We start from the raw sequence: 23,312 nt of genomic DNA on the forward strand, positions 1-23,312 counted from the left end.
AAGTAAAGGCGGATGCTGCCACGCAAGGCAGCATCCGCCTTTACTTCTCTGCACCCACCAGGGATGCCATCACGGTTGCGGCGATCTTCAGGCGCTGGCGCACCACGGAGCGGCCGAGCAGCGCCATCGAGTCAAACAGAGGCAGCGAGCGCTGGCTGCCGGACATGGCGATGAACAGCGGCGGGGTGACGACGCGCAGCTTCTTGCCGAGCTTGTCGGCCACGGCGCGCAGCTCCTGGTCGATGCTTTCCACCGTCCATTCCGGCATTTTTTCGAAATCGGCCTGAACGGTGTTGATGATCTCCAGCGTCTCGGCGGGGGAAGTCTTGAGGCCGCCGAAGGAGGCGGGCGTCAGGCCGACATCGTTGGCAAGCAGGAAGCCTGCGAGGTTCGGCAGTTCGCCGAGCTTGGAGATGCGGCTCTGGGCAAGCTTCAGCCCTTCCGTCAGGCGCTGGTTTTCAGAGGCCCATTCGAAGGTGCGGGCCAGAAAATCGTCCGGCGAGAGTTTTTCGCGCAGCCAGCGGCCGTTCAGCCAGTCGAGCTTCTGGATGTCGAAGATGGCGCCGGCCTTGGACAGGGCCTCGGGGTCGAACTTTTCCGCCAGTTCGTCCATCGACAGCAATTCCTCGCCTTCGGCGATCTGGATGAAGAACAGGCCGAGGAAGTTCATCAGCGCTTCCGGCAGATAGCCGAGCGCCGAGTAATAGGAGATCGAGGTCGGGTTCTTGCGCTTCGACAGCTTCGACTTGTCGGCATTGCGCATCAGCGACAGGTGCATGAACTTCGGTTCCTGCCAGCCGAAATAGCGGTAAAGCAGGATGTGCTTCGGCACCGAGGCCAGCCATTCCTCGCCGCGCGCCACATGGGTGATCTTCATCAGATGGTCGTCGATGACGTTGGCCATGTGATAGGTCGGCATGCCATCGGCCTTGATCAGCACCTGCATGTCGACGGAGGACCACGGAATCGACACGTCGCCATAGACGCCGTCGTTGAACTCGCAGGCGCCCTCGGTCGGGATCTTCATGCGGATGACGGAGGTTTCGCCCGCCTCCATCTTTGCCGTCACTTCCTCGGCGGAGTAACGCAGGCACAGCCCGTCATAGCCGGGGGCCTTGCCGGCCGCGCGCTGCTCCTCGCGCATCTTGTCCAGGCGCTCCGGCGTGCAGAAACAGCGGAAGGCATGGCCCTTGTCCAGCAGGTCCTGCGCGTAGGGCTGGTACATGTCCTTGCGGTCGGACTGGCGGTAGGGGCCGTAGGGGCCGCCGACATCGGGGCCTTCCTTCCATTCGAGACCGCACCAGCGCAGCGCTTCCAGCACCTTGTCCTCGAACTCGCGGGTGGAGCGGGTGGCATCGGTATCCTCGATGCGCAGAATGAACTCGCCGCCGTGTTTCTTCGCGAAGAGATAGTTGAAAAGCGCGATATAGGCGGTGCCGACATGCGGCTCGCCGGTGGGGGAGGGTGCGATACGGACGCGGACGCCGGAAGTGGTCATGAGTGCCTGCTCGAACTTGGAAAAACGCGCCGCAAAACGGGCGCAGACTGCCGTGCTTGGATTGCAGGCCTTAGCGCATATTCTGCGGGAAGCGTCAAGATTTATGCGGCCAAGGCCCCCGCTTGCCGGTCAGTTCACGGGCCAGAACACCATCAGCGTCGGCACGCTCACCACCAGGATGAGGATGGAGAGCGGCAGGCCGAGCCGGGGATAATCGGAGAAGCGATAGCCCCCCGGGCCCATGACCAGCGTGTTGCACTGATGGCCGACGGGCGTCAGGAAATCGGAACCGGCACCGATCGCCACCGCCATCAGGAACGCTTCCGGTCGGAAGTTGAGGGTGGCGGCAAAGCTCGCAGCGATCGGCCCCATCACCAGCACGGTGGCGGCATTGTTGAGGAAGGGCGTCACGGCCATCGCCGCCAGCATGATGAGGCCGAGTGCGCCATAGGGCGGCAGGTTGTGGGCGATCTCGCCGAGCCAGTGGGCGATCAACTCGCTGCCGCCGCTGGTGCGCAGTGAATCCGAAACCGGGATCAGTGCGCCGAGCATGACCAGGATCGGTCCGTCGACGGCCTTGTAGAGATCGTTGAGCGGCACGGCGCCGAAGATCGCCATGCCGAGGGCTGCCGCGAAGAAGGCAACGGCCACCGGCGCATAGCCGAGCGCCGTCGCCAGCATCGCCAGTGCCAGGATGCCGATCGGGATCAGCGCCTGCCGTTGTGTGCCGAGCAGCACTTCCTGCTGGGCAAGAGGCAGGAGCGCCAGATCCTGCAGCACGATCGGCAGCGTCTTGCGCCCGCCCTGCAGCACGATCACGTCGCCCTCCTGCAGCACGAGGTCGCGCAACCGTTCCCGCAGGCGCTCGCCGCGGCGGCTGACCGCCAGGAGGTTGACGCCGCGGGTATAGGAGAGCGCCAGTTCGCCGGCTGAGAGCCCTGCGAGCACCGAATGCCGGGAAATGACCGCTTCGATGGAAATCAGGTCCTGCTGGGCGCGGCTGCCATCCTTCAGCGCCTTGCCGGACAGTTTCAGCTTGCCGCCGGAAATCACCCGGTCAAGAACTGCGGAGCGGCCCTCCAGCACGACGGAATCATCCTCGCGCAGGATAAGATCAGGGAAGGGCGACATCCGTGTCGGCCCGCGCAGCACGGCGGTTGCGACCACCTCGCCATCACCGAGCTTCAGCAGTTCGCCGAGCGGCTTGCCCATCACCGCGGACTGGCCGGTGACGGTGGCTTCCGAGGCGTAGTTGGAGATTTCCACGGCCTCCTCGATGCTGCCCGTCTGCTTGCGCCGTTCGGGCACCAGCCAGTAGAAGAACAGCAGGAAGGTGAGGCCCACCAGTGCCAGCACGCCGCCGACGGGGGTGAAATCGAACATGGAAAACGGCGTACCGGTCATCTCTGCCCTGAGCCTTGAGACGACGATGTTCGGCGAGGTGCCGATCTGCGTCATCAGTCCGCCGAGAAGGGCGGAAAAGGCCATGGGCATCAGGTAGCGCGAGGGCGAGACCCCGGCGCGTCGCGCGAACTGGAAGGCGACCGGCATCATGATCGCCAGCGCCCCGATATTCTTGATGAAGGCCGAGAGAAGCGCCACCGAGATCATCAGCAGCGCAAGCTGCGCCCGCATGGAGGTGAGATGCGGGAACATCCGTTTGATCACGGTATCGACGATGCCGGAGCGGGCGACGCCGGCACTCACCACCAGTGCGCTGCCGACGATGATGACGATGTCGTCGGAAAATCCGGAAAAGGCATGGTCCACGGGAACCACGCCGAGCGCCACGGCCACGACCAGCGCACAGCAGGCAACGACATCATAGCGGAAGCGATCCCATATGAAGACGGCCATCATGCCGGCGATCACGCAGAAGGCGAGGATTTGCTGGGTGGTCATGAGGCTCCGGCAGGGAAGGGTGGCCGGCGTGGCCACCCGAGTACGGATGTTGCGATGCTCCTAATGATCATCGGATCCACCAGGTTCCAGTGGCTGCCGACAAAGGGGCTCGCGCTCAGTGCAGTGTCCTGTCCGTCTGGCCCGCCTGCCGTTTGCGCTGGCGGGCATTGCGCGCCAGCATGTTGAGCAGTTCCACCAGCGCCGAAAAGGCCATGGCGGCATAGACGTAACCCTTGGGCACATGGAAACCCATGCCTTCGGCAATCAGCGTGGTGCCGATCATCAGCAGGAAGGCCAGCGCCAGCATGACGATGGTCGGGTTCTTCTCGATGAAGTTGGCAAGCGGATTGGCGGCCACCAGCATCACGGTCACGGCAGCCAGAACGGCGATCACCATGATCGGCAGATGCGGGGTCATGCCAACCGCGGTGATGATGCTGTCGACGGAGAAGACGAGATCGAGCAGCAGGATCTGGCCGATCGCCGCGGCAAAGGTGGTGGTGGCGGCATGGCCCACCATGTCTTCCTTGTGGTCTTCCGGGTCGACGGTGTGATGAATTTCCTTGGTCGCCTTCCAGACGAGGAAGAGGCCACCGGCGATCAGGATCAGGTCCTTCCAGGAGAAGCCGTGACCAAAGGCCTCGAAGACCGGTTCCGTCAGTTGCACGATCCAGGCCACGGTGCCGAGCAGGCCGAGGCGCATGACCAGCGCCAGGCCGATGCCGATTTTGCGGGCCTTTTCGCGGTTTTCAGGCGGAAGCTTGTTGGTGAGGATGGAAATGAAGATCAGGTTGTCGATGCCGAGCACGACTTCCATGACGACGAGCGTGACGAGTGCCACCCAGGCCGCCGGGTCCTGCACGAGCTGAAGGATATCCTGCATGTTGTCTTGGTCCCCACACGCCGGACGATTTCCGGCATCCGAAAACTAGAACATTGGTCGCAGGAATCAAGCTTGCCCCGTCAAACCCGCAGGCCGCGCCGGGGCCTGGCCGTCCCCTGCCAGCGAGGTCGGCCGGCTTCCGCTTCACGCGCCGTGATTGCCGTATCCCGCTATGAAAATGCGTACGGCGCTTGCGATCTGCTTCTCGATCTCGTCAATCGGCGGCGGTCCTTCCATGTGGCCGAACAGGCGCATCTTCAGGAAGGTGCCGGTGGAAAGCTCGATGAAGTGGCGGGCGGCAAGGCTGACATCGTCCACCACAAGTGCGCCCTTGGCCACCTGGCGGATCAGGAACCGCTCCAGGAAGAAGCGGATGTTCATCGAATCGTCCTGGAAGAAACGCTGGGAGAGCATGCGCATGCGCGGCGCCACGCTGATCATCGTGCGCATTGCCGAAATCGTGCTTTCGCTGGTGATCTTCACGGCAAAAGCCACACCGAAGCGATAGAGGCCTTCCTCCACCGCCTCGCTGCCATCCAGGATGTCGCGCATGGATTCGGCAAGGCGCGTCCGCTCCTGCTCCATGATGGCGGCGAACAGGTCGTCCTTGCTGTCGAAATAGACGTAGATGGTGCCCTTGGAGACGCCCGCCTCGCGCGTGATGTCGTTCATGCTGGCAGCGTCAAAGCCCAGACGCATGAAGACCGCCTTGGCGCCTTCAAGGATCTGCTCCCGCTTGGCCGGGTCGGCGCCGGCGGCAAAACGCCCGGGCGTACAGCCTGCCTCGGCAGGGGGGCAATTCTTCTCCTGCATTCGTGAACCTGTTTGTTAATCTTTTCGAACCGGTCGGTTCGATCACCTCTTGATATGTGGGAAGGATGGGATTATGTCAATCGTCAACTGAACCGATCGGTTCGATCGGACCTGCTTTCCTTACCAGACCGGTGATTGCCATGACATCTCCTTCAAACACAGGCTCCCTGCGCCTCGTTCAGGCCGAAGATGCATCTTCGGACCAGGCAGCGAATGCGGAGCGGGTGGAAGCCCGCACCGAGACGCCAGTGGCGGAGAAGCCGTCGTCTCCGCAGGCGGCCGGCATCGATGCCAAGGGCGGTGGCTCGCAGCCGACGAAGAAAAAGCGCAACCCGGTGCTGCCGGTCATCCTGATCGGTGTGATCGCGGCCGGCGGCTGGTATGGCTACAACTGGTGGACGGACGGTCGCTTTCTCGTGTCGACGGACGATGCCTATGTGACCGGCGACATTTCCGTCATCTCGCCGAAGGTTTCCGGCTATGTGGAAAAGGTGAATGTCGTCGAGAACCAGGCGGTCAAGGCCGGCGATCCGCTGGTGACGCTCGACCAGGGCGATTACCAGATCGCGCTCGATCAGGCGAAGGCCAATCTGGAAAGCGCCCGGCTTGCGGTCACCCGTATCGGTACGCAGATCGCTGGCGGCGAGGCGAGCCTTGCCCAGTCGCAGGCCCAGCTTGGCGCGCTGCAGGCCACGGTTCGGGGGGCGGAGATCACCCAGCGTCGCCAGACTGAGCTGGCTGCCAAGAATGTCGGCACGACCGCCGAACTCGACAATGCCCAGATCGCGCTCGAACAGGCGCAGGCCAACCTGAAAGCAGGCCAGGCGGCGGTTGTCTCGGCCCAGGCCAACATCGATCTCCTCAAGGCCCAGCGCAACGAGGCGATCAACACGGTGCGGCTGCAGGAACTCGCCGTCCAGCAGGCCCAGCGCGATCTGGACTTCACGATCCTGAAGGCGCCCTATGACGGCACCATCGGCAACCTCTCGGTTCACACCGGTGATCTGGTCTCGAACGGCAAGCGGCTGGCCTCTCTCGTGCCTGTCAGCCAGCTGTACATCGAGGCGAATTTCAAGGAAACGCAGATCGGCCATATCGCGCCGGGTTCCAAGGTGCGCATCCATGTGGATGCCTTCGACGACCAGACCGTGATCGGCACGGTCCAGTCGATTGCCCCGGCGTCCGGTGCCGTCTTCTCGCTGCTGCCGCCGGAAAATGCCACAGGCAACTTCACCAAGGTTGTGCAGCGCGTGCCGGTTCGCATCGCGATCCCGAAGGAAGAACTGGAAAAGGGCCATCTGCGTGCCGGTCTCAGCGTGGTGGCCGACGTCGACACCCGCACGGCGCCGAGCAACTAAGGTCCGCGACGGCTGCCGCCCGCGACGGGCGGCGCCCCAGCCTCGCGAAGGAGAAAGACCATGGCTGCCACGACTGCTTCGGCGGGCGCCATACCCGCAGATCCCCCGATGGACAAGCGCAAGCTGATCGCCTTCTTTGCGATGGTGCTCGGCATGTTCATGTCCATCCTCGATATCCAGATCGTCTCGGCTTCGCTGTCGGAAATCCAGGCCGGTCTTTCTGCCGGTTCCGATGAGGTGGCCTGGGTGCAGACCTCCTACCTGATCGCGGAGGTCATCATGATCCCGCTGTCGGGCACCCTGGCCCGCATCCTGTCGACGCGTGTGCTGTTCACCATCTGTGCGGCGGGTTTCACCCTGTCGTCGGCGCTCTGCGCGACCGCGACGAACATCGAGCAGATGATCATCTACCGCGCGCTGCAGGGTTTTATCGGCGGCGGCATGATCCCCTCGGTGTTTGCCGCGGCCTTCACGATTTTCCCGCCGTCCAAGCGATCGGTCGTCTCGCCGATCATCGGCCTGATCGCGACGCTGGCGCCAACCATCGGCCCGACGGTCGGCGGCTATCTCAGCAATGCCTTCTCCTGGCACTGGCTGTTCCTGGTCAACATCGGGCCCGGCATTTTCGTGACCCTGATGGTCTGGACCTTCGTCGATTTCGACAAGCCGCAGCATGCACTGATGAAGCGTTTCGACTGGGCGGGACTTGCCTCCATGGCTGTTTTCCTCGGTTCTCTCGAATACGTGCTGGAAGAGGGCAACAGCAAGGACTGGTTCAGCGACGAGCGCATCGTCATCGGTGCCGTCGCCATGACGATCGGTGCCCTGGTGTTTTTCTGGCGCGCCTTCCGGGTCGATTTCCCCGTGGTCGATCTCAAGGCCTTCACCAATCGCAATTTCGCCTTCGGCTCGCTGTTCTCCTTCATCATGGGCGTCGGCCTCTACGGCCTCACCTATATCTATCCGCTCTATCTGGCCCGCATTCGCGGCTATGATGCGCTGATGATCGGCGAGACGATGTTCGTGTCCGGTCTGGCGATGTTCTTCACAGCGCCTGTGGCGGGCTTCCTGTCGAACAAGCTCGATCCCCGTGTGATGATGGCCATCGGTTTCTTCGGCTTCGCACTCGGCACCTATCTGGTGACGGGCATGACCGCGGACTGGGATTTCTACGAACTCTTCGTGCCGCAGATCCTGCGTGGCTGCTCGCTGATGCTGTGCATGGTGCCGATCAATAATGTGGCGCTCGGCACCCTGCCGCCGCAGCGAATCCAGAACGCGTCCGGCCTTTACAACCTGACCCGTAACCTCGGCGGCGCCGTTGGCCTTGCAATCATCAACACCATGCTGACGCAGCGTGCCGACGAGCATTATGCGCGGCTGTCGGAACATGTGAACTACGGCAATCCGGCAGCGCTCGACTGGCTGAACAACGTCGCGGCGAACTACAATTCCTATGGTATCGACGGGACAAGTGCCGCGCTGAGCAAGCTCTCCGGCATGGTCAACCAGCAGGCGACGATCATGTCCTTCATCGATGTCTTCATGGCGCTGACCGTGCTGTTCTCCTCGCTGATTCTGCTCGTCATGCTGATTTCCAAGCCACGCGCCGCAGCTCCGGCCGGAGGTGGCCACTAACCCCTTCTCGCATCCCCCGCCAATCCACCGCCGAGAAGGGTTTGGGCCGTCGCGCAAGCGGCGGCCCATTTTTATTTCCGGCGTGTCGCGAATTTCTGATTTACGTACCTCAGAACTCGCGCTATGTCTCCCGGCGGAGGAGACATGAAGCCCACGGTCCATGATATTGCCGCGCATGCAGGCGTCAGCCTTGCAACCGTCGACCGGGTGTTGAACGGGCGCGCCGGCGTGCGCCCCGCGACCCGTGAGAAGGTGGAGGCGGCGATCGAAGCGCTTGGTTTCGTCCGCGACGTGGCGGCCGCCAATCTCGCCAAGGGGCGTGTCTACAGTTTCGTCTTCATCCTGCCGGCCAACGATAATTCCTTCATGCAGGCGCTGCGGGCCGAGGTTCAGGCGGCAGCGGAGCGGGGGCGTCGCGAGCGAATGTCGCTTGTCATGCGCGACGTTCCGGCCTTCGATATCGCCGCCCTTGTCGCGGCCCTCGATGATGCAGGCCGCGACCGGCCGGACGGTGTCGCCTTTGTGGCCATCGACGCACCGGAGGTGCGAGCGGCGGCAGATCGCCTGGTCGAGCAGGGGATTGCGGTGGTGACGCTTGTCTCCGATCTCAGCGGCTCGCGGCGGGTCCATTTTGCCGGCATTGACAACATCGCTGCCGGCCGCACGGCGGGCACGCTGCTCGGTCGCTTTCTCGGTGGTCGCCCGGGGCCGGTGCTGCCGCTGGCCGGATCGCTGATGGTCCGTGACCACCGGGAGCGTCTGGAGGGCTTTGGTTCGGTGATGGCGGAGCGTTTTGCAGCACGTGCCATCCTGCCCGTGCTGGAAGGGCGTGATGATCCTGTAGAGACGGGACGGCTGGTGCAGGAGGCGCTGCTCGCGCATCCGGATCTCGCTGGCATCTACAGCGCCGGCGCCGGCAATCGTGGCCTCATTCGCGCCCTTCAGGCCGGTGGCAGCGGTGTGCGTCCCGTTGTCATTGTGCACGAACTGACCGGCGCGACGCGGGATGCGCTCGCGCAGGATCTGATCGACGGGGTTCTGAACCAGGATGCGGGCCATGAGGTGCGTAGCGCCATCCGCGTCTTGAAGGCCGAGACGGACCGCTCCGCCGTGGTGGCGGCGCAGGAACGCATTCGGATCGACATCTTCTTGAAGGACAATCTGCCCTGAACCACAGGGTCGTAAAGGAGGAAACCTGATGTATCTCGGTCTCGATCTCGGCACGTCCGGCGTCAAAGCCATGCTGATCGACGGCGACCAGCACGTCATCGGCTCGGCCACCGGCAGTCTCGATGTCTCGCGTCCGCATCCCGGCTGGTCCGAGCAGGATCCCGCCCACTGGATCGCGGCGACGGAGGAGGCGGTCGCGGCGCTGAAGGCGGCGCATCCCGCAGCACTCGCCGCCGTGCGCGGCATCGGCCTTTCCGGCCACATGCATGGCGCCACCCTCATCGACGCGGACGACAAGGTTCTGCGTCCCTGTATCCTGTGGAACGACACACGTTCCTTCGCGGAAGCTGCAAGTCTCGATGCCGATCCCCGCTTCCGGGCGCTGACCGGCAATATCGTTTTCCCCGGCTTCACCGCGCCGAAACTCGTCTGGGTGAAGAACAACGAGCCTGACATCTTTGCCCGGGTTGCCAAGGTGCTGCTGCCCAAGGATTATCTCCGGCTCTGGCTGTCCGGCGAGCATATCTCGGAAATGTCGGATTCGGCTGGCACCAGCTGGCTCGACACCGGCAAGCGTGCCTGGTCGTCCGAACTTCTTGCCGCGACCGACCTTCAGGAAGGCCAGATGCCGCGTCTGGTGGAAGGCACCGAGCAGGCCGGCACGCTACGGGCGGAACTGGCGGCAGCCTGGGGCATGCAGCCGGGCGTCGTGATTGCCGGCGGCGCCGGCGACAATGCGGCCTCCGCCTGCGGCATGGGCACGGTGGCGGAAGGCCAGGCCTTCGTATCGCTCGGTACGTCGGGCGTGCTGTTTGCCGCCAACGGCTCCTATCTGCCGAAGCCGGAAAGCGCGGTCCATGCCTTCTGCCACGCGCTGCCCGACACCTGGCACCAGATGGGTGTGATCCTGTCCGCCACCGATGCGCTGAACTGGCATGCGCGGGTGACGGGCCGTTCGGCTGGCGACCTTGCCGCCGAAGTGGGCGATCACCTGAAAGCGCCGACCGGCGTCACCTTCCTGCCTTATCTTTCAGGCGAGCGCACGCCGCACAATGATGCAAAGATCCGTGGCGCCTTCATCGGGCTCGGTCATGAAACCGGCCGGGCGGAGCTGACGCAGGCGGTGATGGAAGGCGTGACCTTTGCGATCCGCGACAGTCTGGAGGCGCTGAAATCGGCCGGCACCAGCATCGGCCGCGTTACCGCCATCGGCGGCGGCTCGCGCTCGCGCTACTGGCTGGCCTCGATTGCGACCGCGCTCGGTCTTCCCGTCGACATTCCGGCCGATGGCGATTTCGGCGCAGCCTTCGGCGCCGCCCGTCTCGGCCTGATCGCGGCGACCGGCGCCGATCCGCTTGCCGTCTGCACCGCGCCGAAGACGGCGGAGACGGTGGAGCCGGTCTTGGCGCTGACCTCGGCATACGACGAGGCCTATCACCGCTACCGGGCGCTCTATCCGGCGATCCGGGGGATTTGAGGGAGGCAGCCCCCTCATCCGCCTGCCGGCACCTTCTCCCCGAGGGGAGAAGGGACAAGCGGCACGCGCCGGCCTTCCCCTCTCCCCTCGGGGAGAGGGCAGGGTGAGGGGGCATCATCCGCACACTGTTCGAAGACATCAACCAAGGAGGACAACCCATGTCGACCGGCTTTTTCGGCAATATCCAGAAGATCAAGTACGAAGGCGAAGGCAGCACCAATCCGCTCGCCTTCCGCCATTACAACCCGGACGAAGTGGTGCTCGGCAAGCGGATGGAAGACCATCTACGCTTTGCGATTGCCTACTGGCACACCTTCGTCTGGCCGGGCACCGATCCGTTCGGCGGAAACACCTTCGAGCGTCCGTGGTTCAAGGACACGATGGAAGCTGCCAAGCTGAAGGCCGACGTGGCCTTCGAATTCTTCCAGCTGCTCGGCACGCCCTATTACTGCTTCCATGATGCCGACGTGCGCCCGGAAGGCGCGACCTTCGCGGAAAACACGAAGAACCTCAACGAGATCGTCGATTACTTCGCCGAAAAGCAGGCGGCCACCGGTGTCAAGCTCCTGTGGGGCACGGCGAACATGTTCTCGCATCGCCGCTACATGTCGGGTGCCGCGACCAATCCTGATCCGGATGTGTTTGCCTTTGCCGCGGCGACTGTGAAGACCTGCATCGATGCGACGCAGCGTCTGGGCGGCGAGAACTACGTGCTGTGGGGCGGCCGCGAAGGCTACGAGACCCTGCTCAACACCGATCTCAAGAAGGAACTGGACCAGATGGGCCGCTTCCTGAACCTTGTCGTCGAATACAAGCACAAGATCGGTTTCAAGGGGGCGATCCTGATCGAGCCGAAGCCGCAGGAACCCTCGAAGCACCAGTATGACTATGATGTCGCGACCGTCTACGGCTTCCTGAAGAACTACGGCCTCGAGAAGGAAGTGAAGGTCAATATCGAGCAGGGCCATGCGATCCTGGCCGGCCATTCCTTCGAGCACGAACTGGCGCTTGCCAACGCGCTTGGCATCTTCGGCTCGATCGACATGAACCGCAACGACTACCAGTCCGGCTGGGATACCGACCAGTTCCCGAACAACGTGCCGGAAATGGCGCTCGCCTATTATCAGGTTCTCGCCGGCGGCGGCTTCACCACAGGTGGCACCAATTTCGATGCCAAGCTGCGCCGCCAGTCGCTTGATCCGGAAGACCTGCTGATCGGCCATATCGGCGGCATGGATTGCTGCGCACGCGGCCTGAAGGCTGCGGCGAAGATGATCGAGGACAAGGCGCTGTCCGGCCCGCTGTCTGCCCGCTATGCCGGCTGGGACAAGGCCGAGAACCAGGCCATGCTGCGCGGCGAGGAAAGCCTCGATGCGATTGCCGCCCGCGTCGAAGCCCAGAATATCAACCCGCAGCCGAAGTCCGGCAAGCAGGAACTGCTGGAAAACGTGGTCAACCGCTACGTGTAATGAAAGGCCGGTCGGGGTGGGCCTGCCTCACCTCGACCGCATCGCCGAGGTGACCGAACCGCGAACGATCAGATCCGGCATGATGAGGATTTCCTGCGTGCCCTCGCCGGGTTCCGTCAGTTGTTTCAGGAGAAGCGCCATGGCCTGCCGGCCGATCGCCGAGCGCGGCTGGCGCACCGTCGTCAGCGGCGGGTGGAGATAGGTGGCCTGCGCCACATCATCGAAGCCGATCACGGAAAAGTCGCGGGGCAGATCGTAGCCGCGCGCTGCAAGTCCGTTGATCACGCCGATCGCGGTCGCGTCGTTGACGCACATGAAGGCGCTCGGCAGCGTATCGCGCATGAACAACTGCTCGACGGCAAGCCGGCCGCTTTCGACGGAGCCTTCGCCCTCGATCACGATCCGCCGGTCCGGAGCGATCCGGGCGGCATCGAGCGCCAGATCATAGCCCTTGCGGCGGCGCACATGACCGAGTTTCGTACGGGAATCGCCGATGAAGGCGATGGAACGGTGCCCGGAGGCGAGCAGATATTCCGCCGCCTTGCGCGCACCTGCCGTATCATCCACACCGACATAGGAGACGCGCGCGCCAAAAACCGGCTCGAACACCGCGACGGTCGGCGGCAGCCGCTGGCTCAGTTCCTGGTGGCCAAACGGCTCGTGGCCGGTAAACAGCACGAGGCCTGCCGCCTGGTTAGAGTTGAGAAACTTCAGATAGTCGAGCCCCCGCTCGGGATCGTTCTGGGTATGGCCGATCAGCACGCCATAGCCATGGGCGCGCGCCTCGTTCTCGATGCCGATCAGGATCGGGGAAAAATTGGGGTCGCCGATGTCAGGCGCCAGAACCAGGATCATGTTGGAGCGGCCCATGCGCAGCGAGCGGGCCATGGCATTGGTGGTGTAGCCGGTAATGGCGATCGCCTGGTTCACGCGCTGTCGCGTCGATTTCGCCACCTTGTCCGGCGTGTGGATGGCGCGGCTGACGGTCGCGATCGAAACCTCCGCCAGGCGGGCAACGTCTTCGATCGTGGCGGGCGTTGCTGTGGACAAGGGTCGCAATCCGGTTTCGGCATCTCTGCGAATGGCTTGAAGCGATCCGGCCCGCGTCGCAACAGGCAAGTGCGGGACGGGCCGCATAATCCCCAATGATCGCACCATGTAAACCTTTACATCGGTCATGTAAAGGTTTACATACTGCTGCCATGCGGTTGAGGAGCCGCTGGGAGGAATGCATGACGACCACTGGGGAGGGGGCGCAGACGCCGGTGCTTTCGGCGGAGCGCGTGTCGAAGAGCTTTGGCGAGGTCCAGGTTCTGTTCAGCGTCGATTTCGACGTGATGCCCGGCGAGGTGCATGCGCTGGTCGGCGAAAACGGCGCCGGCAAGTCGACGCTGGTCAAGATTCTGTCCGGCTTCGAAAGCCCGAGTTCCGGGCGGCTGCTGCTGGATGGCGAACCTGTCTCGCTGCCGGCCAATGGCGATGCGGAAGCCCTCGGCATTATCCTCATTCACCAGGAATTCAATCTTGCCGAACATCTGACGGTTGCCGAAAGCCTTTTTCTCGGCCGTGAGGTCACCCGCTTCGGCATTCTGGACCGCCGTTTCATGCGGGCGGAAACCCGCCGCATCCTCGACATGCTGGGTTCGCATGTGGACGAGAATGCGCTGATCAGCACGCTTGCGGTCGCCGACAAGCAGATGGTGGAAATCGCCAAGGCGATCAGCCGCGACGCGCGGGTGATCTTCATGGACGAGCCGACCGCCGTTCTCTCGCGTGAAGAGACGGACATCCTGTTCGATCAGGTGCGCAAGCTGCGCGCCGCCGGCACCAGCTTCGTCTTCGTGACCCACAAGCTGAACGAGGTGATGGAGCTCAGCGACCGCGTGACCGTGCTGCGCGACGGGCAGTGGATCAAGACGGCGCCGACGCGGCTGCTCGACAGCGATTCCATCGCGCAGCTGATGGTCGGACGCGAACTCTCCAGCCTCTATCCCGCCAAGCACGAACCGGACGTGGATGAGGATGTCGTGCTGTCCGTGCGCGCACTTTCCACCGCCTATGTGAAGGATGTGAGCTTCGAGTTGCGCAAGGGCGAGGTGCTGGGCTTTTCCGGTCTCATCGGCTCCGGCCGCACGGAGATCATGGAGGCGATCACCGGCCTGCGGCCGCGTCTTGCCGGCGAGGTGGTGGTGTATGGTGAGCCACTTGCCGCAGAGGGTTTCCGCGAGGCGGTGCGCCGCGGCCTCGCCTACATGACCAAGGACCGCAAGGGGCGCGGCCTTTTGCTCGACGAGGGCATGACGGCCAACCTGACGCTGCAGTCGCTGGAGCGGCATGTGCGCTACGGCTATCTCGATCCGGCAAGCGAGCGCGAGGCGATGGCGCGCGCCAAGCGCCGCTTCGATATCCGCGTGCGCGATGACCGGGTGCGGGTGGGGCGCATGTCCGGCGGCAACCAGCAGAAGCTGATGCTGGCCAAGGTGATGGAGACGGGCCCGAAGATCATCATCATCGACGAGCCGACGCGCGGCATCGATGTCGGCACCAAGCAGCAGATCTATCATTTCATCGCGGCGCTTGCGCGCGACGGCTGCTCTGTCATCGTCGTCTCCTCGGAAATGCCGGAAGTGATCGGCCTGTGCACCCGCGTGGCGGTGATGCGCGAGGGCCATCTCGTCGGCATGCTGGAAGGCGACGACATCAACGAACAGACCATCATGCGCTATGCGGCCGGCCTGAAGAGGCAGGCCGCCGGCTGAGGCCGCGGCAAGGGCAGGGAAGGCGGCAGGGGCCGCGGGAGGACAGATTTGGCCATGAGCATCAATTCGGGCAGTGAAGGGGCCACCATCCGCCGGCGCAGCTGGCGCGATGTGGATCTGCGCGCGGTTGCACCCTTTGCGGCGCTGGCGCTGCTGATTGTGATCGGCGCGCTGGTCAATCCCAATTTCATCAGCATCACCAATCTCGCCAATGTGGCGACCCGCTCGGCCTTCATCGCGATCATTGCCGTCGGTGCCACCTTCGTCATTTCGTCCGGCGATCTCGATCTGTCCGTCGGCTCGATGGTCGCCTTCGTCGCCAGCCTGATGATCCTGTTTATGAATTCGGGCGTGATCGCCGATCCGGGCCTGATGCTGGCCGCCGCCATGGTTCTGACGGTGGTGATCGGCTCGCTCTGCGGCCTTGCGAACGGCCTGATCACCACGGTCGGGCGCATCGAACCCTTCATCGCGACGCTCGGCACCATGGGCATCTATCGCGGCCTGACGACCTGGCTTTCGCAGGGCGGCGCCATCACGCTGCGCTCCTCCGAACTGCAGGGGCTCTATCGCCCGGCCTATTTCGGCTCGGTGTTCGGCCTGCCGGTGCCGATCCTCGTCATCCTGATCGTCACCGCGATCGCCGCCTTCATCCTCTACCGCACCCGCTATGGCCGGCATGTCACGGCGGTTGGCTCCAGCCGCGACGTGGCGCGCTATTCGGGCATCGCCGTCAACCGCGTGCGCACCATCGCCTTCATCATCCAGGGGCTCTGCGTGGCGATTGCCGTGCTGCTCTACGTGCCGCGTCTCGGCTCCACCTCCGCCACCACCGGCATTCTGTGGGAGTTGCAGGCGATCACCGCCGTGGTGGTTGGCGGCACGGCGCTGAAAGGCGGCGCGGGGCGTGTGTGGGGCACCATCTGCGGCGCCTTCATCCTCGAACTGGTCGGCAACATCATGCTGCTCTCCAACTTCATCAGCGAATATCTGATCGGCGCGATCCAGGGCTCGATCATCATCATCGCCATGCTCGTGCAGCGCTCGCTCACGCGCAAGGCCTGATCGGGGTTCGGGCGTGTCATGGGGGCGCCCGGTTCCGTCTGCCTCAAGTCCCCGTCTTCTGGGAGGAAGAACATGCACAAGACAATTCTCGGCCTGGCGCTTGCCGTCGCGGCCATCGCCGGCGCGGCGCAGGCGGCTGATACGAAGACCATCGGCGTCTCCATTCCGGCGGCCGATCACGGCTGGACGGCGGGCGTCGTCTACCATGCCAACCGCGTGGCGCAGCTTCTGATGAAGGAGCATCCGGGCCTCAAGGTCATCGTCAAGACCTCGCCGGATCCGGCAACCCAGGCGAACGCGCTGCAGGATCTGGAGATTCAGGGCATTGATGCGCTTGTCATCCTGCCGACCGATCCGGACCCGCTGGTCAACGCCATCAAGGAGGTGAAGGGCAAGGGCAAGTTCGTCTCGATCGTCGATCGTGCCCCGTCCTCGAACGACACGTCCGTGCGCGATCTCTACGTTGCCGGCAACAATCCGGCGCTGGGTCAGGTGGCCGGCGAATACATCAGGAAGAACTCGCCGGAAGCGCAGGTCGTCGTCATCCGCGGTCTGCCGATCCCGATCGACCAGCAGCGTCAGGACGGGTTCGACAAGGCGATTGCCGGCTCCAAGGTGAAGGTCCTCGACCGCCAGTTCGGCAACTGGAATCGCGACGATGCCTTCAAGGTGATGCAGGATTTCCTCACCAAGTATCCGAAGATCGACGTGGTCTGGTGCCAGGATGACGACATGGCAGTTGGCGTGCTGCAGGCCATCGAACAGGCCAAGCGCACCGATATCAAGTATGTCATCGGCGGCGCCGGCTCCAAGGACATGATCAAGAAGGTCATGGATGGCGACAAGATGATCCCGGTCGACGTGCTCTATCCGCCGTCGATGGTGGGCACCGCCATGGAACTGACGGCGGCTGCGATCTACGACCAGATCCCGGTCCACGGCACCTACACGCTGGATGCGACGCTGGTGACCAAGGACAATGCGAAGAACTACTACTTCCCGGATTCGCCCTTCTGATCCGACGCTCTATCTCGACGACGACGCCTCGCCCGGATCCTGCCGGGCGGGGCGTCCCGATGCCGCCTTGCGTCTGCTCCTGGCTGCGGATGGCGAAATGACACAGCAATGTGCAGTTGTTTCCCGACACAAAGTCGGGTAGCCCTGACTGCAACGTTACAGGAATTCTCAGGGAGGAGACATTCATGAAGACGATCAAGGGTCCCGCCATCTTTCTCGGCCAGTTCGCGGGCGATGCCGCGCCGTTCAATTCCTGGGATGGCATTACCAAGTGGGCGGCGGACAAGGGCTATGTCGGCGTGCAGGTGCCGACCTGGGCCGGACAGCTGTTCGATCTGAAGAAGGCGTCCGAATCCAAGGATTACTGCGAGGAGTTCGCCGGCGTCGCGCGTGAAAACGGTGTGGCGGTGACAGAGCTTTCCACCCATCTGCAGGGCCAGCTGGTGGCCGTGCATCCGGCCTATGACGAAGCCTTTGACGGTTTTGCGGCACCGGAAGTACGCGGCAATCCCAAGGCGCGTCAGGCCTGGGCGGTGGAGCAGGTGAAGATGGCGCTGAAAGCCTCGCGCCATCTCGGCATCAAGGCGCATGCCACTTTTTCCGGCGCACTCGCCTGGCCCTATATCTATCCCTGGCCGCAGCGCCCGGCGGGCCTTGTCGAAACCGCCTTCGATGAGCTGGCAAAACGCTGGCAGCCGATCCTCGATTTCGCAGAGGAGCAGGGCGTGGATGTATGCTACGAGATCCATCCGGGCGAGGACCTGCATGACGGCGTGACCTTCGAGATGTTCCTGGAACGGGTGAAGAACCACCCGCGCGCCAACATGCTCTACGACCCTTCCCACTACGTACTGCAGTGCCTCGACTATCTCGATAACATCGACATCTACAAGGACCGCATCAAGATGTTCCACGTCAAGGATGCGGAGTTCAACCCGACCGGACGCCAGGGCGTCTATGGCGGCTATCAGGGCTGGGTCAACCGCGCCGGCCGCTTCCGTTCTCTGGGCGACGGCCAGGTGGATTTCGGCGCCGTCTTTTCGAAGCTCACGGCCAATGATTTCGACGGCTGGGCTGTGGTCGAATGGGAATGCGCGCTGAAGAATTCCGAGGATGGCGCGGCCGAAGGCGCCGAATTCGTCAAGGCGCACATCATCCGGGTGACGGAAAAGGCTTTTGACGATTTCGCCGCCGGCGGCACGGACGAGGCAGCCAACCGGCGGATGCTGGGATTGTAACGACGACAAAGACCCCGCCCCCAACCCCTCCCCACAAGGGGGAGGGGCTTAACCCGGCCGCTGCCAGTGCGATTGGCGGAGACGGTGCCGCCTGATCTCTCCCCCCTTGTGGGGGAGATGGCGGCAGCCAGAGGGGGAATTTGCGCACATATATCGAGGAGGAGATATTTCATGACCATTGAAGCCAGCAAATCCGAACAGCGTGCGCCCAAAATCCGTCTCGGCATGGTGGGCGGCGGGCAGGGCGCCTTTATCGGGGCTGTGCATCGCATGGCGGCCCGGCTGGACGACCATTACGATCTGGTGGCGGGCGCCCTGTCATCCACGCCGGAAAAGGCGCTCGCATCGGCACGGGATCTGGGGCTCGATCCCTCCCGCTCCTACGGCTCCTTCGCGGAGATGGCGGAAAAGGAAGCGGCACGTCCTGATGGCATCGAGGCCGTCTCCATCGTCACGCCGAACCATGTGCATTTTGCCGCCGCCAAGGCGTTTCTGGAACGCGGCATCCATGTCATCTGCGACAAGCCGCTGACGTCCAACCTGGAGGATGCCAGGGCGCTGAAGGCCGTGGCGGACAGGGCGGACGCGCTGTTCATCCTCACCCACAATTACACCGGCTATCCGATGGTCCGTCACGCCCGCGAACTGGTGCGGGCGGGCGAGCTGGGCGAGATCCGGCTGGTGCAGATGGAATATCCGCAGGACTGGCTGGCCGAGCCGGTGGAGCAGACCGGAGCCAAGCAGGCGGTCTGGCGTACGGACCCCGCGCAATCCGGTGCCGGCGGCTCGACGGGCGACATCGGCACGCATGCCTATAATCTCGGCTCGTTCATCTCGGGTCTTGAACTGGATGAACTGGCCGCCGACGTCCACACCTTCGTGGAAGGCCGCCGGCTGGATGACAATGCGCATGTGATGCTGCGGTTTAAAGGCGGTGCGAAGGGTCTGCTCTGGTGCAGCCAGGTGGCGACCGGCAACGAGAATGGCCTGAAGGTGCGCATCTACGGCACCAAGGCCGGCATCGAGTGGACGCAGGCCGATCCGAACTATCTGTGGTTTACGCTGCTCGGTGAGCCGAAGCAGCTGATCACCCGCGCTGGCGCCGGGGCAGGGGCGGCCGCAGCCCGCGTCACCCGCATTCCGAGCGGCCATCCGGAAGGCTATCTCGAAGCCTTCGCGACGATCTATTCGGAAGCCGCCGCCGCCATCATCGCTGCCCGCTCCGGCGCATCCGTCGATCCTGCCGTCACCTATCCGACGGTCGATGACGGAGTGAAAGGTGTCGCCTTCGTCAGCGCCATCATTGAAAGCGGCAAGGCGAATGGTGCCTGGGTGAAGGTGTAACCGCATCCGGCGGCGTATCGTTTGCAGGCCATCGTATCAGGTTCCGACTTTGGACTGTTGACATTCTTCCCTCTCCCCGAATGCGGGTAGAGGCTCAAAGAGCGGGCCGAAGCGAGGCCCGTTCACATCGTCCCGACCTCCGAAAAATGTTCCCTTCCTGCAACGTTGCAGGTTTTATGGCGGCTCTGTCTTTCCGCTTATCTGCGATTGTTCTAAATCCTGCGTTGAATTTTTTAAGTGGGCGGCGCCTGGCGTCGCAGCGCATGATCGAAGGGACGCCAGATGATCGACCCCAAAACCCTTGCCGACCGCTTTCCGGGCGATTTCCTGTTCGGTGTCGCGACTGCCGCGTTCCAGATCGAGGGCGCTTCCAAGGCCGATGGGCGCAAGCCCTCGATCTGGGATGCCTTTTCCAACATGCCGGGCCGCGTCTTCGGGCGGCACAATGGCGATGTCGCCTGCGATCACTACAACCGGCTGGATGAGGATCTCGATCTCATCAAGGAGATGGGCGTCGAAGGCTATCGCTTCTCCATCGCCTGGCCGCGCATCATTCCGGAAGGGGTGGGTCGTATCAACGAGCCGGGGCTCGATTTCTACGACCGTCTGGTCGATGGCTGCAAGGCACGTGGCATCAAGACCTTTGCCACCCTCTACCATTGGGATCTGCCGCTTTCGCTGATGGGCGATGGCGGCTGGACGGCACGGTCCACCGCCCATGCCTTCCAGCGCTATGCCAAGGTGGTGATGGAGCGGCTGGGCGATCGGCTGGATGCGGTTGCCACCTTCAACGAGCCCTGGTGCTCGGTCTGGCTTAGCCACCTTTACGGCGTGCATGCGCCGGGCGAGCGCAACATGGAGGCCGCCCTGCATGCCATGCATTACACCAACCTGGCGCATGGTCTGGCCGTCGAGGCGATCCGCGATGCGGCGCCCACGGTGCCGGTCGGCCTGGTGCTGAATGCGCATGCCGTCATTCCCGGTTCCGACAGTGTCGCCGACCGGGCCGCGGCCGAGCGCGCCTTCGATTTCCATAACGGCGCCTTCTTCGAGCCTGTCTTCAGGGGCCAGTATCCGGAAAGCCTGCTTGCGGCGCTCGGCGACCGGATGCCGGTGGTGGAAGAGGGCGATCTGGCTGTGATCAGCCAGAAGCTCGACTGGTGGGGCCTCAATTACTACACGCCGATGCGCGTCTGCGACGATCCGGCCGAGGAGGCCGAGTTTCCGGCAACGCTGCCCGCGCCCTTCGTCAATCCGGAAAAGACCGATATCGGCTGGGAAATCTATCCTGCCGCCATGGGCGATCTGGTCGCCGATCTCTATCGTCGCTTCGACCTGCCGGACATGTACATCACCGAAAACGGCGCCTGCTACAACATGGACGTGGTGGATGGCGCCGTCGATGACCAGCCGCGCCTCGATTACTATGCGCAACACCTGTCCGTTTCAGCCGATCTGGTGCGCGACGGCTATCCGCTCAAGGGCTATTTCGCCTGGAGCCTTATGGACAATTTCGAATGGGCGGAAGGCTATCGCATGCGCTTCGGCCTCGTGCATGTGGATTATGACACCCAGGTGCGCACCATCAAGAAGAGCGGCCTCTGGTATCGCGCGCTGGCGGGGCAGTTTCCGAGGGGCAACCATAAACCCACGTAAAGGCGGCAGCGACGGTATGGAATGTTAGCAATCCTGCGATAGGTCTGTTGCGAAGGCGAAAGGAGCGAGCGCAATGGTTTGTGCAGGGTGTCGGGACGGCCAGGCATTTGATATTCCCTTTTCGATGGCCTTCCAGCCGATTGTCGATGTGAATGCCCGGCGGGTCTTCGCGCAGGAAGCGCTGGTGCGCGGCCCGAGGGGCGAGGGGGCCGGCAGCATTCTCTCGCAGGTCACCGATGCCAACCGCTATGCCTTCGATCAGCAATGCCGCGTGCGCGCCATCGAGATGGCGGCGCGGCTGTTTGCCCCGGGCAGCGCGGAAAGCCTCTCCATCAACTTCATGCCGAATGCCGTCTACGAGCCGCGCGCCTGCATTCGCCTTACCCTGGAGACGGCGGAAAAGGTCGGTTTTCCCGCCGATCGCATCATCTTCGAATTCACCGAAAGCGAACGCATCGATACCGATCATCTGCTGAACATCCTCGGCACCTATCGCGCCATCGGCTTTCGCACTGCCATCGACGATTTCGGGGCCGGCCATGCGGGGCTCAACCTTCTTGCCCGCTTCCAGCCGGATATCGTCAAGCTCGACATGGATCTGATCCGCGAGATCGACCGGGAACCCGCCAAGCGGGTGGTGGTGCGCCACACGCTGGCCATGCTTGATGATTTCGGCATCAAGGCAGTCTGCGAGGGTGTCGAAACCGCGGGCGAACTGGCGGTGCTGCGGGATCTCGGCGTGACGCTGGTCCAGGGCTATGCGCTTGCCCGACCGGCCTTTGAAGCCTTGGCCGTCCCGGTCCTTGCGGACCGTTAACCGCGGTTGCCATTTCCGAGGCCGGCCGGTGGTTACTTTTCCGTGCCCTCTTGTACGGGATCTCAGGCTCTTTATCTAGACGCGGCCAACCGGGTTCCAGCGTCCTGATCCTCCCTTCGGACGCGCCCTCCACGACTAGTCTGAAAGTGAAGAGATCATGCTTCTCGAAAAGCTCAACTGGCGTTACGCCACCAAGAAGATGGATCCGTCCAAGACCGTGTCCGAAGACAAGGTCGAACGCATCGTCGAGGCCGCGCGTCTGGCGCCCACCTCCAGCGGCCTGCAGCCGTTCGAAGTCATCGTCGTCACCAACAAGGACGTGCTGGCGAAGATCCGCGAGGTTGCCTGGAACCAGGCGCAGATCACCGACGGCTCGCACCTGCTCGTCTTCGCCGCCTGGGACAACTACACGGCCGAGCGCATCAACACGATGTTCGACCTCGTCAACCAGGAGCGCAACTTCACCAATGAAGGCTGGGAAAACTACCGCCAGATGCTGCTCAACACCTATCCGGCCCGCGATGCCCAGGTGAATTACGAGCATGCCGCCCGCCAGGCTTACATCGGCTTTGGCATGTCCATTGCCCAGGCGGCCTTCGAAGGCGTCGATGCGACCCCGATGGAAGGTTTCGATCCGGCCAAGGTGGACGAGATCCTCGGCCTTCGCGAGCGCGGCCTGCGCTCCGTCACGCTGCTGCCGCTCGGCTATCGCCAGCCGGATGGTGACTGGCTGGTCAACCTGAAGAAGGTCCGCCGCCCGACCGAAGACTTCGTGACCACCGTCAAGTGATGGTCTGAGGTGCTGCGCGGCAGCCGGCCCTGGATGACGTCGGTGCCTCGGTGATCAACGCCAACTATGCGCTGGAAGCGGGCCTTGATCCCTCCAGGGATCCGATGGCCCGCGAAGGCGAGAAGGCGTGCTATATCGATGTCATCGCCGTTCGCGCCGCCGACAAGGAGGCGCCCTGGGTCACCCTGGGTCAAGACGCTCGTGGAAGCCTGTCACAGCGCGTCTGTGAAGGATTTCGTTGCCACCAAGTTCAAGGGCGCCGTTATCGCCGCGTGGTAAAATGCGTTTCTCGACTGTAAAGTCTGGCTCTTCTCCTGCGGGAGAGGAGCCTTTTTCTTTTACATGCTCGGATTTTTTCTGCGTTCTTAATCAAAAGTAAACAGTTGACCGGCAGTGTGCGGACTCTTGCCAGGGCTGA

General features: G+C 63.3%; 19 protein-coding genes. 14 read left to right on the forward strand and 5 right to left on the reverse strand.

All coding sequences use genetic code 11. From position 1 onward, the window contains the following. Window positions 1-40: 40 nt before the first annotated feature. The 4 genes from gltX to FNA46_RS10680 all read right to left on the reverse strand — a co-directional run bounded on the left by gltX (window position 41) and on the right by FNA46_RS10680 (window position 5,096). The gene (gene gltX / locus FNA46_RS10665) at window positions 41-1,498 is read right to left on the reverse strand and encodes a glutamate--tRNA ligase (RefSeq protein WP_143125183.1); all 1,458 of its coding nucleotides are present in this window, start codon (window positions 1,496-1,498) and stop codon (window positions 41-43) included. A gap of 129 nt (window positions 1,499-1,627) precedes the next feature. Continuing rightward, window positions 1,628-3,400, reverse strand: coding sequence for an SLC13 family permease (locus tag FNA46_RS10670; RefSeq protein WP_143125184.1), 1,773 nt, complete (start codon window positions 3,398-3,400; stop codon window positions 1,628-1,630). Window positions 3,401-3,515: 115 nt separating this feature from the next. Beyond that, window positions 3,516-4,283, reverse strand: a complete 768-nt coding sequence (locus tag FNA46_RS10675; protein ID WP_143125185.1) for a TerC family protein — start codon at window positions 4,281-4,283, stop codon at window positions 3,516-3,518. 144 nt (window positions 4,284-4,427) lie between these two features. Beyond that, a complete protein-coding gene (locus FNA46_RS10680) occupies window positions 4,428-5,096 on the reverse strand; it encodes a TetR/AcrR family transcriptional regulator (RefSeq protein WP_143125186.1) in 669 nt (222 codons plus the stop codon). Between the two features lie 140 nt (window positions 5,097-5,236). Here FNA46_RS10680 and FNA46_RS10685 point away from each other — a divergent pair, with 140 nt between their 5' ends. The 5 genes from FNA46_RS10685 to xylA all read left to right on the forward strand — a co-directional run bounded on the left by FNA46_RS10685 (window position 5,237) and on the right by xylA (window position 12,208). Beyond that, on the forward strand, window positions 5,237-6,454 hold the full coding sequence (locus tag FNA46_RS10685; RefSeq protein ID WP_143125187.1) for an HlyD family secretion protein: 1,218 nt from the start codon (window positions 5,237-5,239) through the stop codon (window positions 6,452-6,454). 60 nt (window positions 6,455-6,514) lie between these two features. Next, window positions 6,515-8,092 (forward strand): DHA2 family efflux MFS transporter permease subunit, encoded by a 1,578-nt coding sequence (locus FNA46_RS10690; protein WP_143125188.1) that lies wholly within the window; start codon window positions 6,515-6,517, stop codon window positions 8,090-8,092. Window positions 8,093-8,236: 144 nt separating this feature from the next. Continuing rightward, window positions 8,237-9,262, forward strand: a complete 1,026-nt coding sequence (locus FNA46_RS10695) for a LacI family DNA-binding transcriptional regulator (protein ID WP_143125189.1) — start codon at window positions 8,237-8,239, stop codon at window positions 9,260-9,262. Window positions 9,263-9,290: 28 nt separating this feature from the next. Next, the gene (gene xylB, locus FNA46_RS10700; RefSeq protein WP_143125190.1) at window positions 9,291-10,739 is read left to right on the forward strand and encodes a xylulokinase; all 1,449 of its coding nucleotides are present in this window, start codon (window positions 9,291-9,293) and stop codon (window positions 10,737-10,739) included. A 158-nt stretch (window positions 10,740-10,897) separates the two neighbouring features. After that, complete coding sequence (xylA, locus tag FNA46_RS10705; RefSeq protein ID WP_143125191.1) at window positions 10,898-12,208, forward strand: xylose isomerase; 1,311 nt, start codon at window positions 10,898-10,900, stop codon at window positions 12,206-12,208. 27 nt (window positions 12,209-12,235) lie between these two features. Here the strand turns inward: xylA and FNA46_RS10710 are convergent, their stop codons facing one another. After that, window positions 12,236-13,258, reverse strand: a complete 1,023-nt coding sequence (locus FNA46_RS10710) for a LacI family DNA-binding transcriptional regulator (protein WP_143125192.1) — start codon at window positions 13,256-13,258, stop codon at window positions 12,236-12,238. A gap of 182 nt (window positions 13,259-13,440) precedes the next feature. Between FNA46_RS10710 and FNA46_RS10715 the strand changes: the two genes are divergently transcribed. The 9 genes from FNA46_RS10715 to FNA46_RS10755 all read left to right on the forward strand — a co-directional run bounded on the left by FNA46_RS10715 (window position 13,441) and on the right by FNA46_RS10755 (window position 23,193). Then, window positions 13,441-14,967 (forward strand): sugar ABC transporter ATP-binding protein, encoded by a 1,527-nt coding sequence (locus FNA46_RS10715; RefSeq protein ID WP_143125193.1) that lies wholly within the window; start codon window positions 13,441-13,443, stop codon window positions 14,965-14,967. 54 nt (window positions 14,968-15,021) lie between these two features. Further along, window positions 15,022-16,032 (forward strand): ABC transporter permease, encoded by a 1,011-nt coding sequence (locus tag FNA46_RS10720; RefSeq protein ID WP_143125194.1) that lies wholly within the window; start codon window positions 15,022-15,024, stop codon window positions 16,030-16,032. Between the two features lie 72 nt (window positions 16,033-16,104). After that, window positions 16,105-17,049, forward strand: coding sequence for a substrate-binding domain-containing protein (locus tag FNA46_RS10725; RefSeq protein WP_143125195.1), 945 nt, complete (start codon window positions 16,105-16,107; stop codon window positions 17,047-17,049). Between the two features lie 185 nt (window positions 17,050-17,234). Beyond that, window positions 17,235-18,287 (forward strand): sugar phosphate isomerase/epimerase family protein, encoded by a 1,053-nt coding sequence (locus FNA46_RS10730; RefSeq protein WP_143125196.1) that lies wholly within the window; start codon window positions 17,235-17,237, stop codon window positions 18,285-18,287. A gap of 171 nt (window positions 18,288-18,458) precedes the next feature. Next, complete coding sequence (locus FNA46_RS10735) at window positions 18,459-19,631, forward strand: Gfo/Idh/MocA family protein (RefSeq protein ID WP_143125197.1); 1,173 nt, start codon at window positions 18,459-18,461, stop codon at window positions 19,629-19,631. 282 nt (window positions 19,632-19,913) lie between these two features. Beyond that, window positions 19,914-21,287 (forward strand): GH1 family beta-glucosidase, encoded by a 1,374-nt coding sequence (locus tag FNA46_RS10740; protein WP_143125198.1) that lies wholly within the window; start codon window positions 19,914-19,916, stop codon window positions 21,285-21,287. 124 nt (window positions 21,288-21,411) lie between these two features. Next, the gene (locus FNA46_RS10745) at window positions 21,412-22,104 is read left to right on the forward strand and encodes an EAL domain-containing protein (RefSeq protein ID WP_246103008.1); all 693 of its coding nucleotides are present in this window, start codon (window positions 21,412-21,414) and stop codon (window positions 22,102-22,104) included. A 157-nt stretch (window positions 22,105-22,261) separates the two neighbouring features. Next, window positions 22,262-22,894: an NAD(P)H-dependent oxidoreductase gene (locus tag FNA46_RS10750; protein WP_143125200.1), complete on the forward strand. Its 633-nt coding sequence runs from the start codon at window positions 22,262-22,264 to the stop codon at window positions 22,892-22,894. Window positions 22,895-22,944: 50 nt separating this feature from the next. Then, window positions 22,945-23,193, forward strand: coding sequence for a MetQ/NlpA family ABC transporter substrate-binding protein (locus FNA46_RS10755; RefSeq protein ID WP_342782389.1), 249 nt, complete (start codon window positions 22,945-22,947; stop codon window positions 23,191-23,193). The last annotated feature ends 119 nt before the right edge of the window (window positions 23,194-23,312 follow it).

This window comes from Affinirhizobium straminoryzae (assembly GCF_007004135.1).
GTDB classification, from domain to species: Bacteria; Pseudomonadota; Alphaproteobacteria; order Rhizobiales; family Rhizobiaceae; genus Neorhizobium; species Neorhizobium straminoryzae.

Bases quoted from the DNA above. Each gene is read 5' to 3' on its own strand.
- FNA46_RS10685 (WP_143125187.1), top strand. From the start codon at position 5,237: ATGACATCTCCTTCAAACACAGGCTCCCTGCGCCTCGTTCAGGCCGAA.
- gltX (WP_143125183.1), bottom strand. From the start codon at position 1,498: ATGACCACTTCCGGCGTCCGCGTCCGTATCGCACCCTCCCCCACCGGC.
- FNA46_RS10735 (WP_143125197.1), top strand. From the start codon at position 18,459: ATGACCATTGAAGCCAGCAAATCCGAACAGCGTGCGCCCAAAATCCGT.
- FNA46_RS10740 (WP_143125198.1), top strand. From the start codon at position 19,914: ATGATCGACCCCAAAACCCTTGCCGACCGCTTTCCGGGCGATTTCCTG.
- FNA46_RS10695 (WP_143125189.1), top strand. From the start codon at position 8,237: ATGAAGCCCACGGTCCATGATATTGCCGCGCATGCAGGCGTCAGCCTT.
- xylA (WP_143125191.1), top strand. From the start codon at position 10,898: ATGTCGACCGGCTTTTTCGGCAATATCCAGAAGATCAAGTACGAAGGC.
- FNA46_RS10680 (WP_143125186.1), bottom strand. From the start codon at position 5,096: ATGCAGGAGAAGAATTGCCCCCCTGCCGAGGCAGGCTGTACGCCCGGG.
- FNA46_RS10720 (WP_143125194.1), top strand. From the start codon at position 15,022: ATGAGCATCAATTCGGGCAGTGAAGGGGCCACCATCCGCCGGCGCAGC.
- FNA46_RS10715 (WP_143125193.1), top strand. From the start codon at position 13,441: ATGACGACCACTGGGGAGGGGGCGCAGACGCCGGTGCTTTCGGCGGAG.
- FNA46_RS10750 (WP_143125200.1), top strand. From the start codon at position 22,262: ATGCTTCTCGAAAAGCTCAACTGGCGTTACGCCACCAAGAAGATGGAT.
- FNA46_RS10730 (WP_143125196.1), top strand. From the start codon at position 17,235: ATGAAGACGATCAAGGGTCCCGCCATCTTTCTCGGCCAGTTCGCGGGC.
- FNA46_RS10745 (WP_246103008.1), top strand. From the start codon at position 21,412: ATGGCCTTCCAGCCGATTGTCGATGTGAATGCCCGGCGGGTCTTCGCG.
- FNA46_RS10725 (WP_143125195.1), top strand. From the start codon at position 16,105: ATGCACAAGACAATTCTCGGCCTGGCGCTTGCCGTCGCGGCCATCGCC.
- xylB (WP_143125190.1), top strand. From the start codon at position 9,291: ATGTATCTCGGTCTCGATCTCGGCACGTCCGGCGTCAAAGCCATGCTG.
- FNA46_RS10690 (WP_143125188.1), top strand. From the start codon at position 6,515: ATGGCTGCCACGACTGCTTCGGCGGGCGCCATACCCGCAGATCCCCCG.
- FNA46_RS10670 (WP_143125184.1), bottom strand. From the start codon at position 3,400: ATGACCACCCAGCAAATCCTCGCCTTCTGCGTGATCGCCGGCATGATG.
- FNA46_RS10675 (WP_143125185.1), bottom strand. From the start codon at position 4,283: ATGCAGGATATCCTTCAGCTCGTGCAGGACCCGGCGGCCTGGGTGGCA.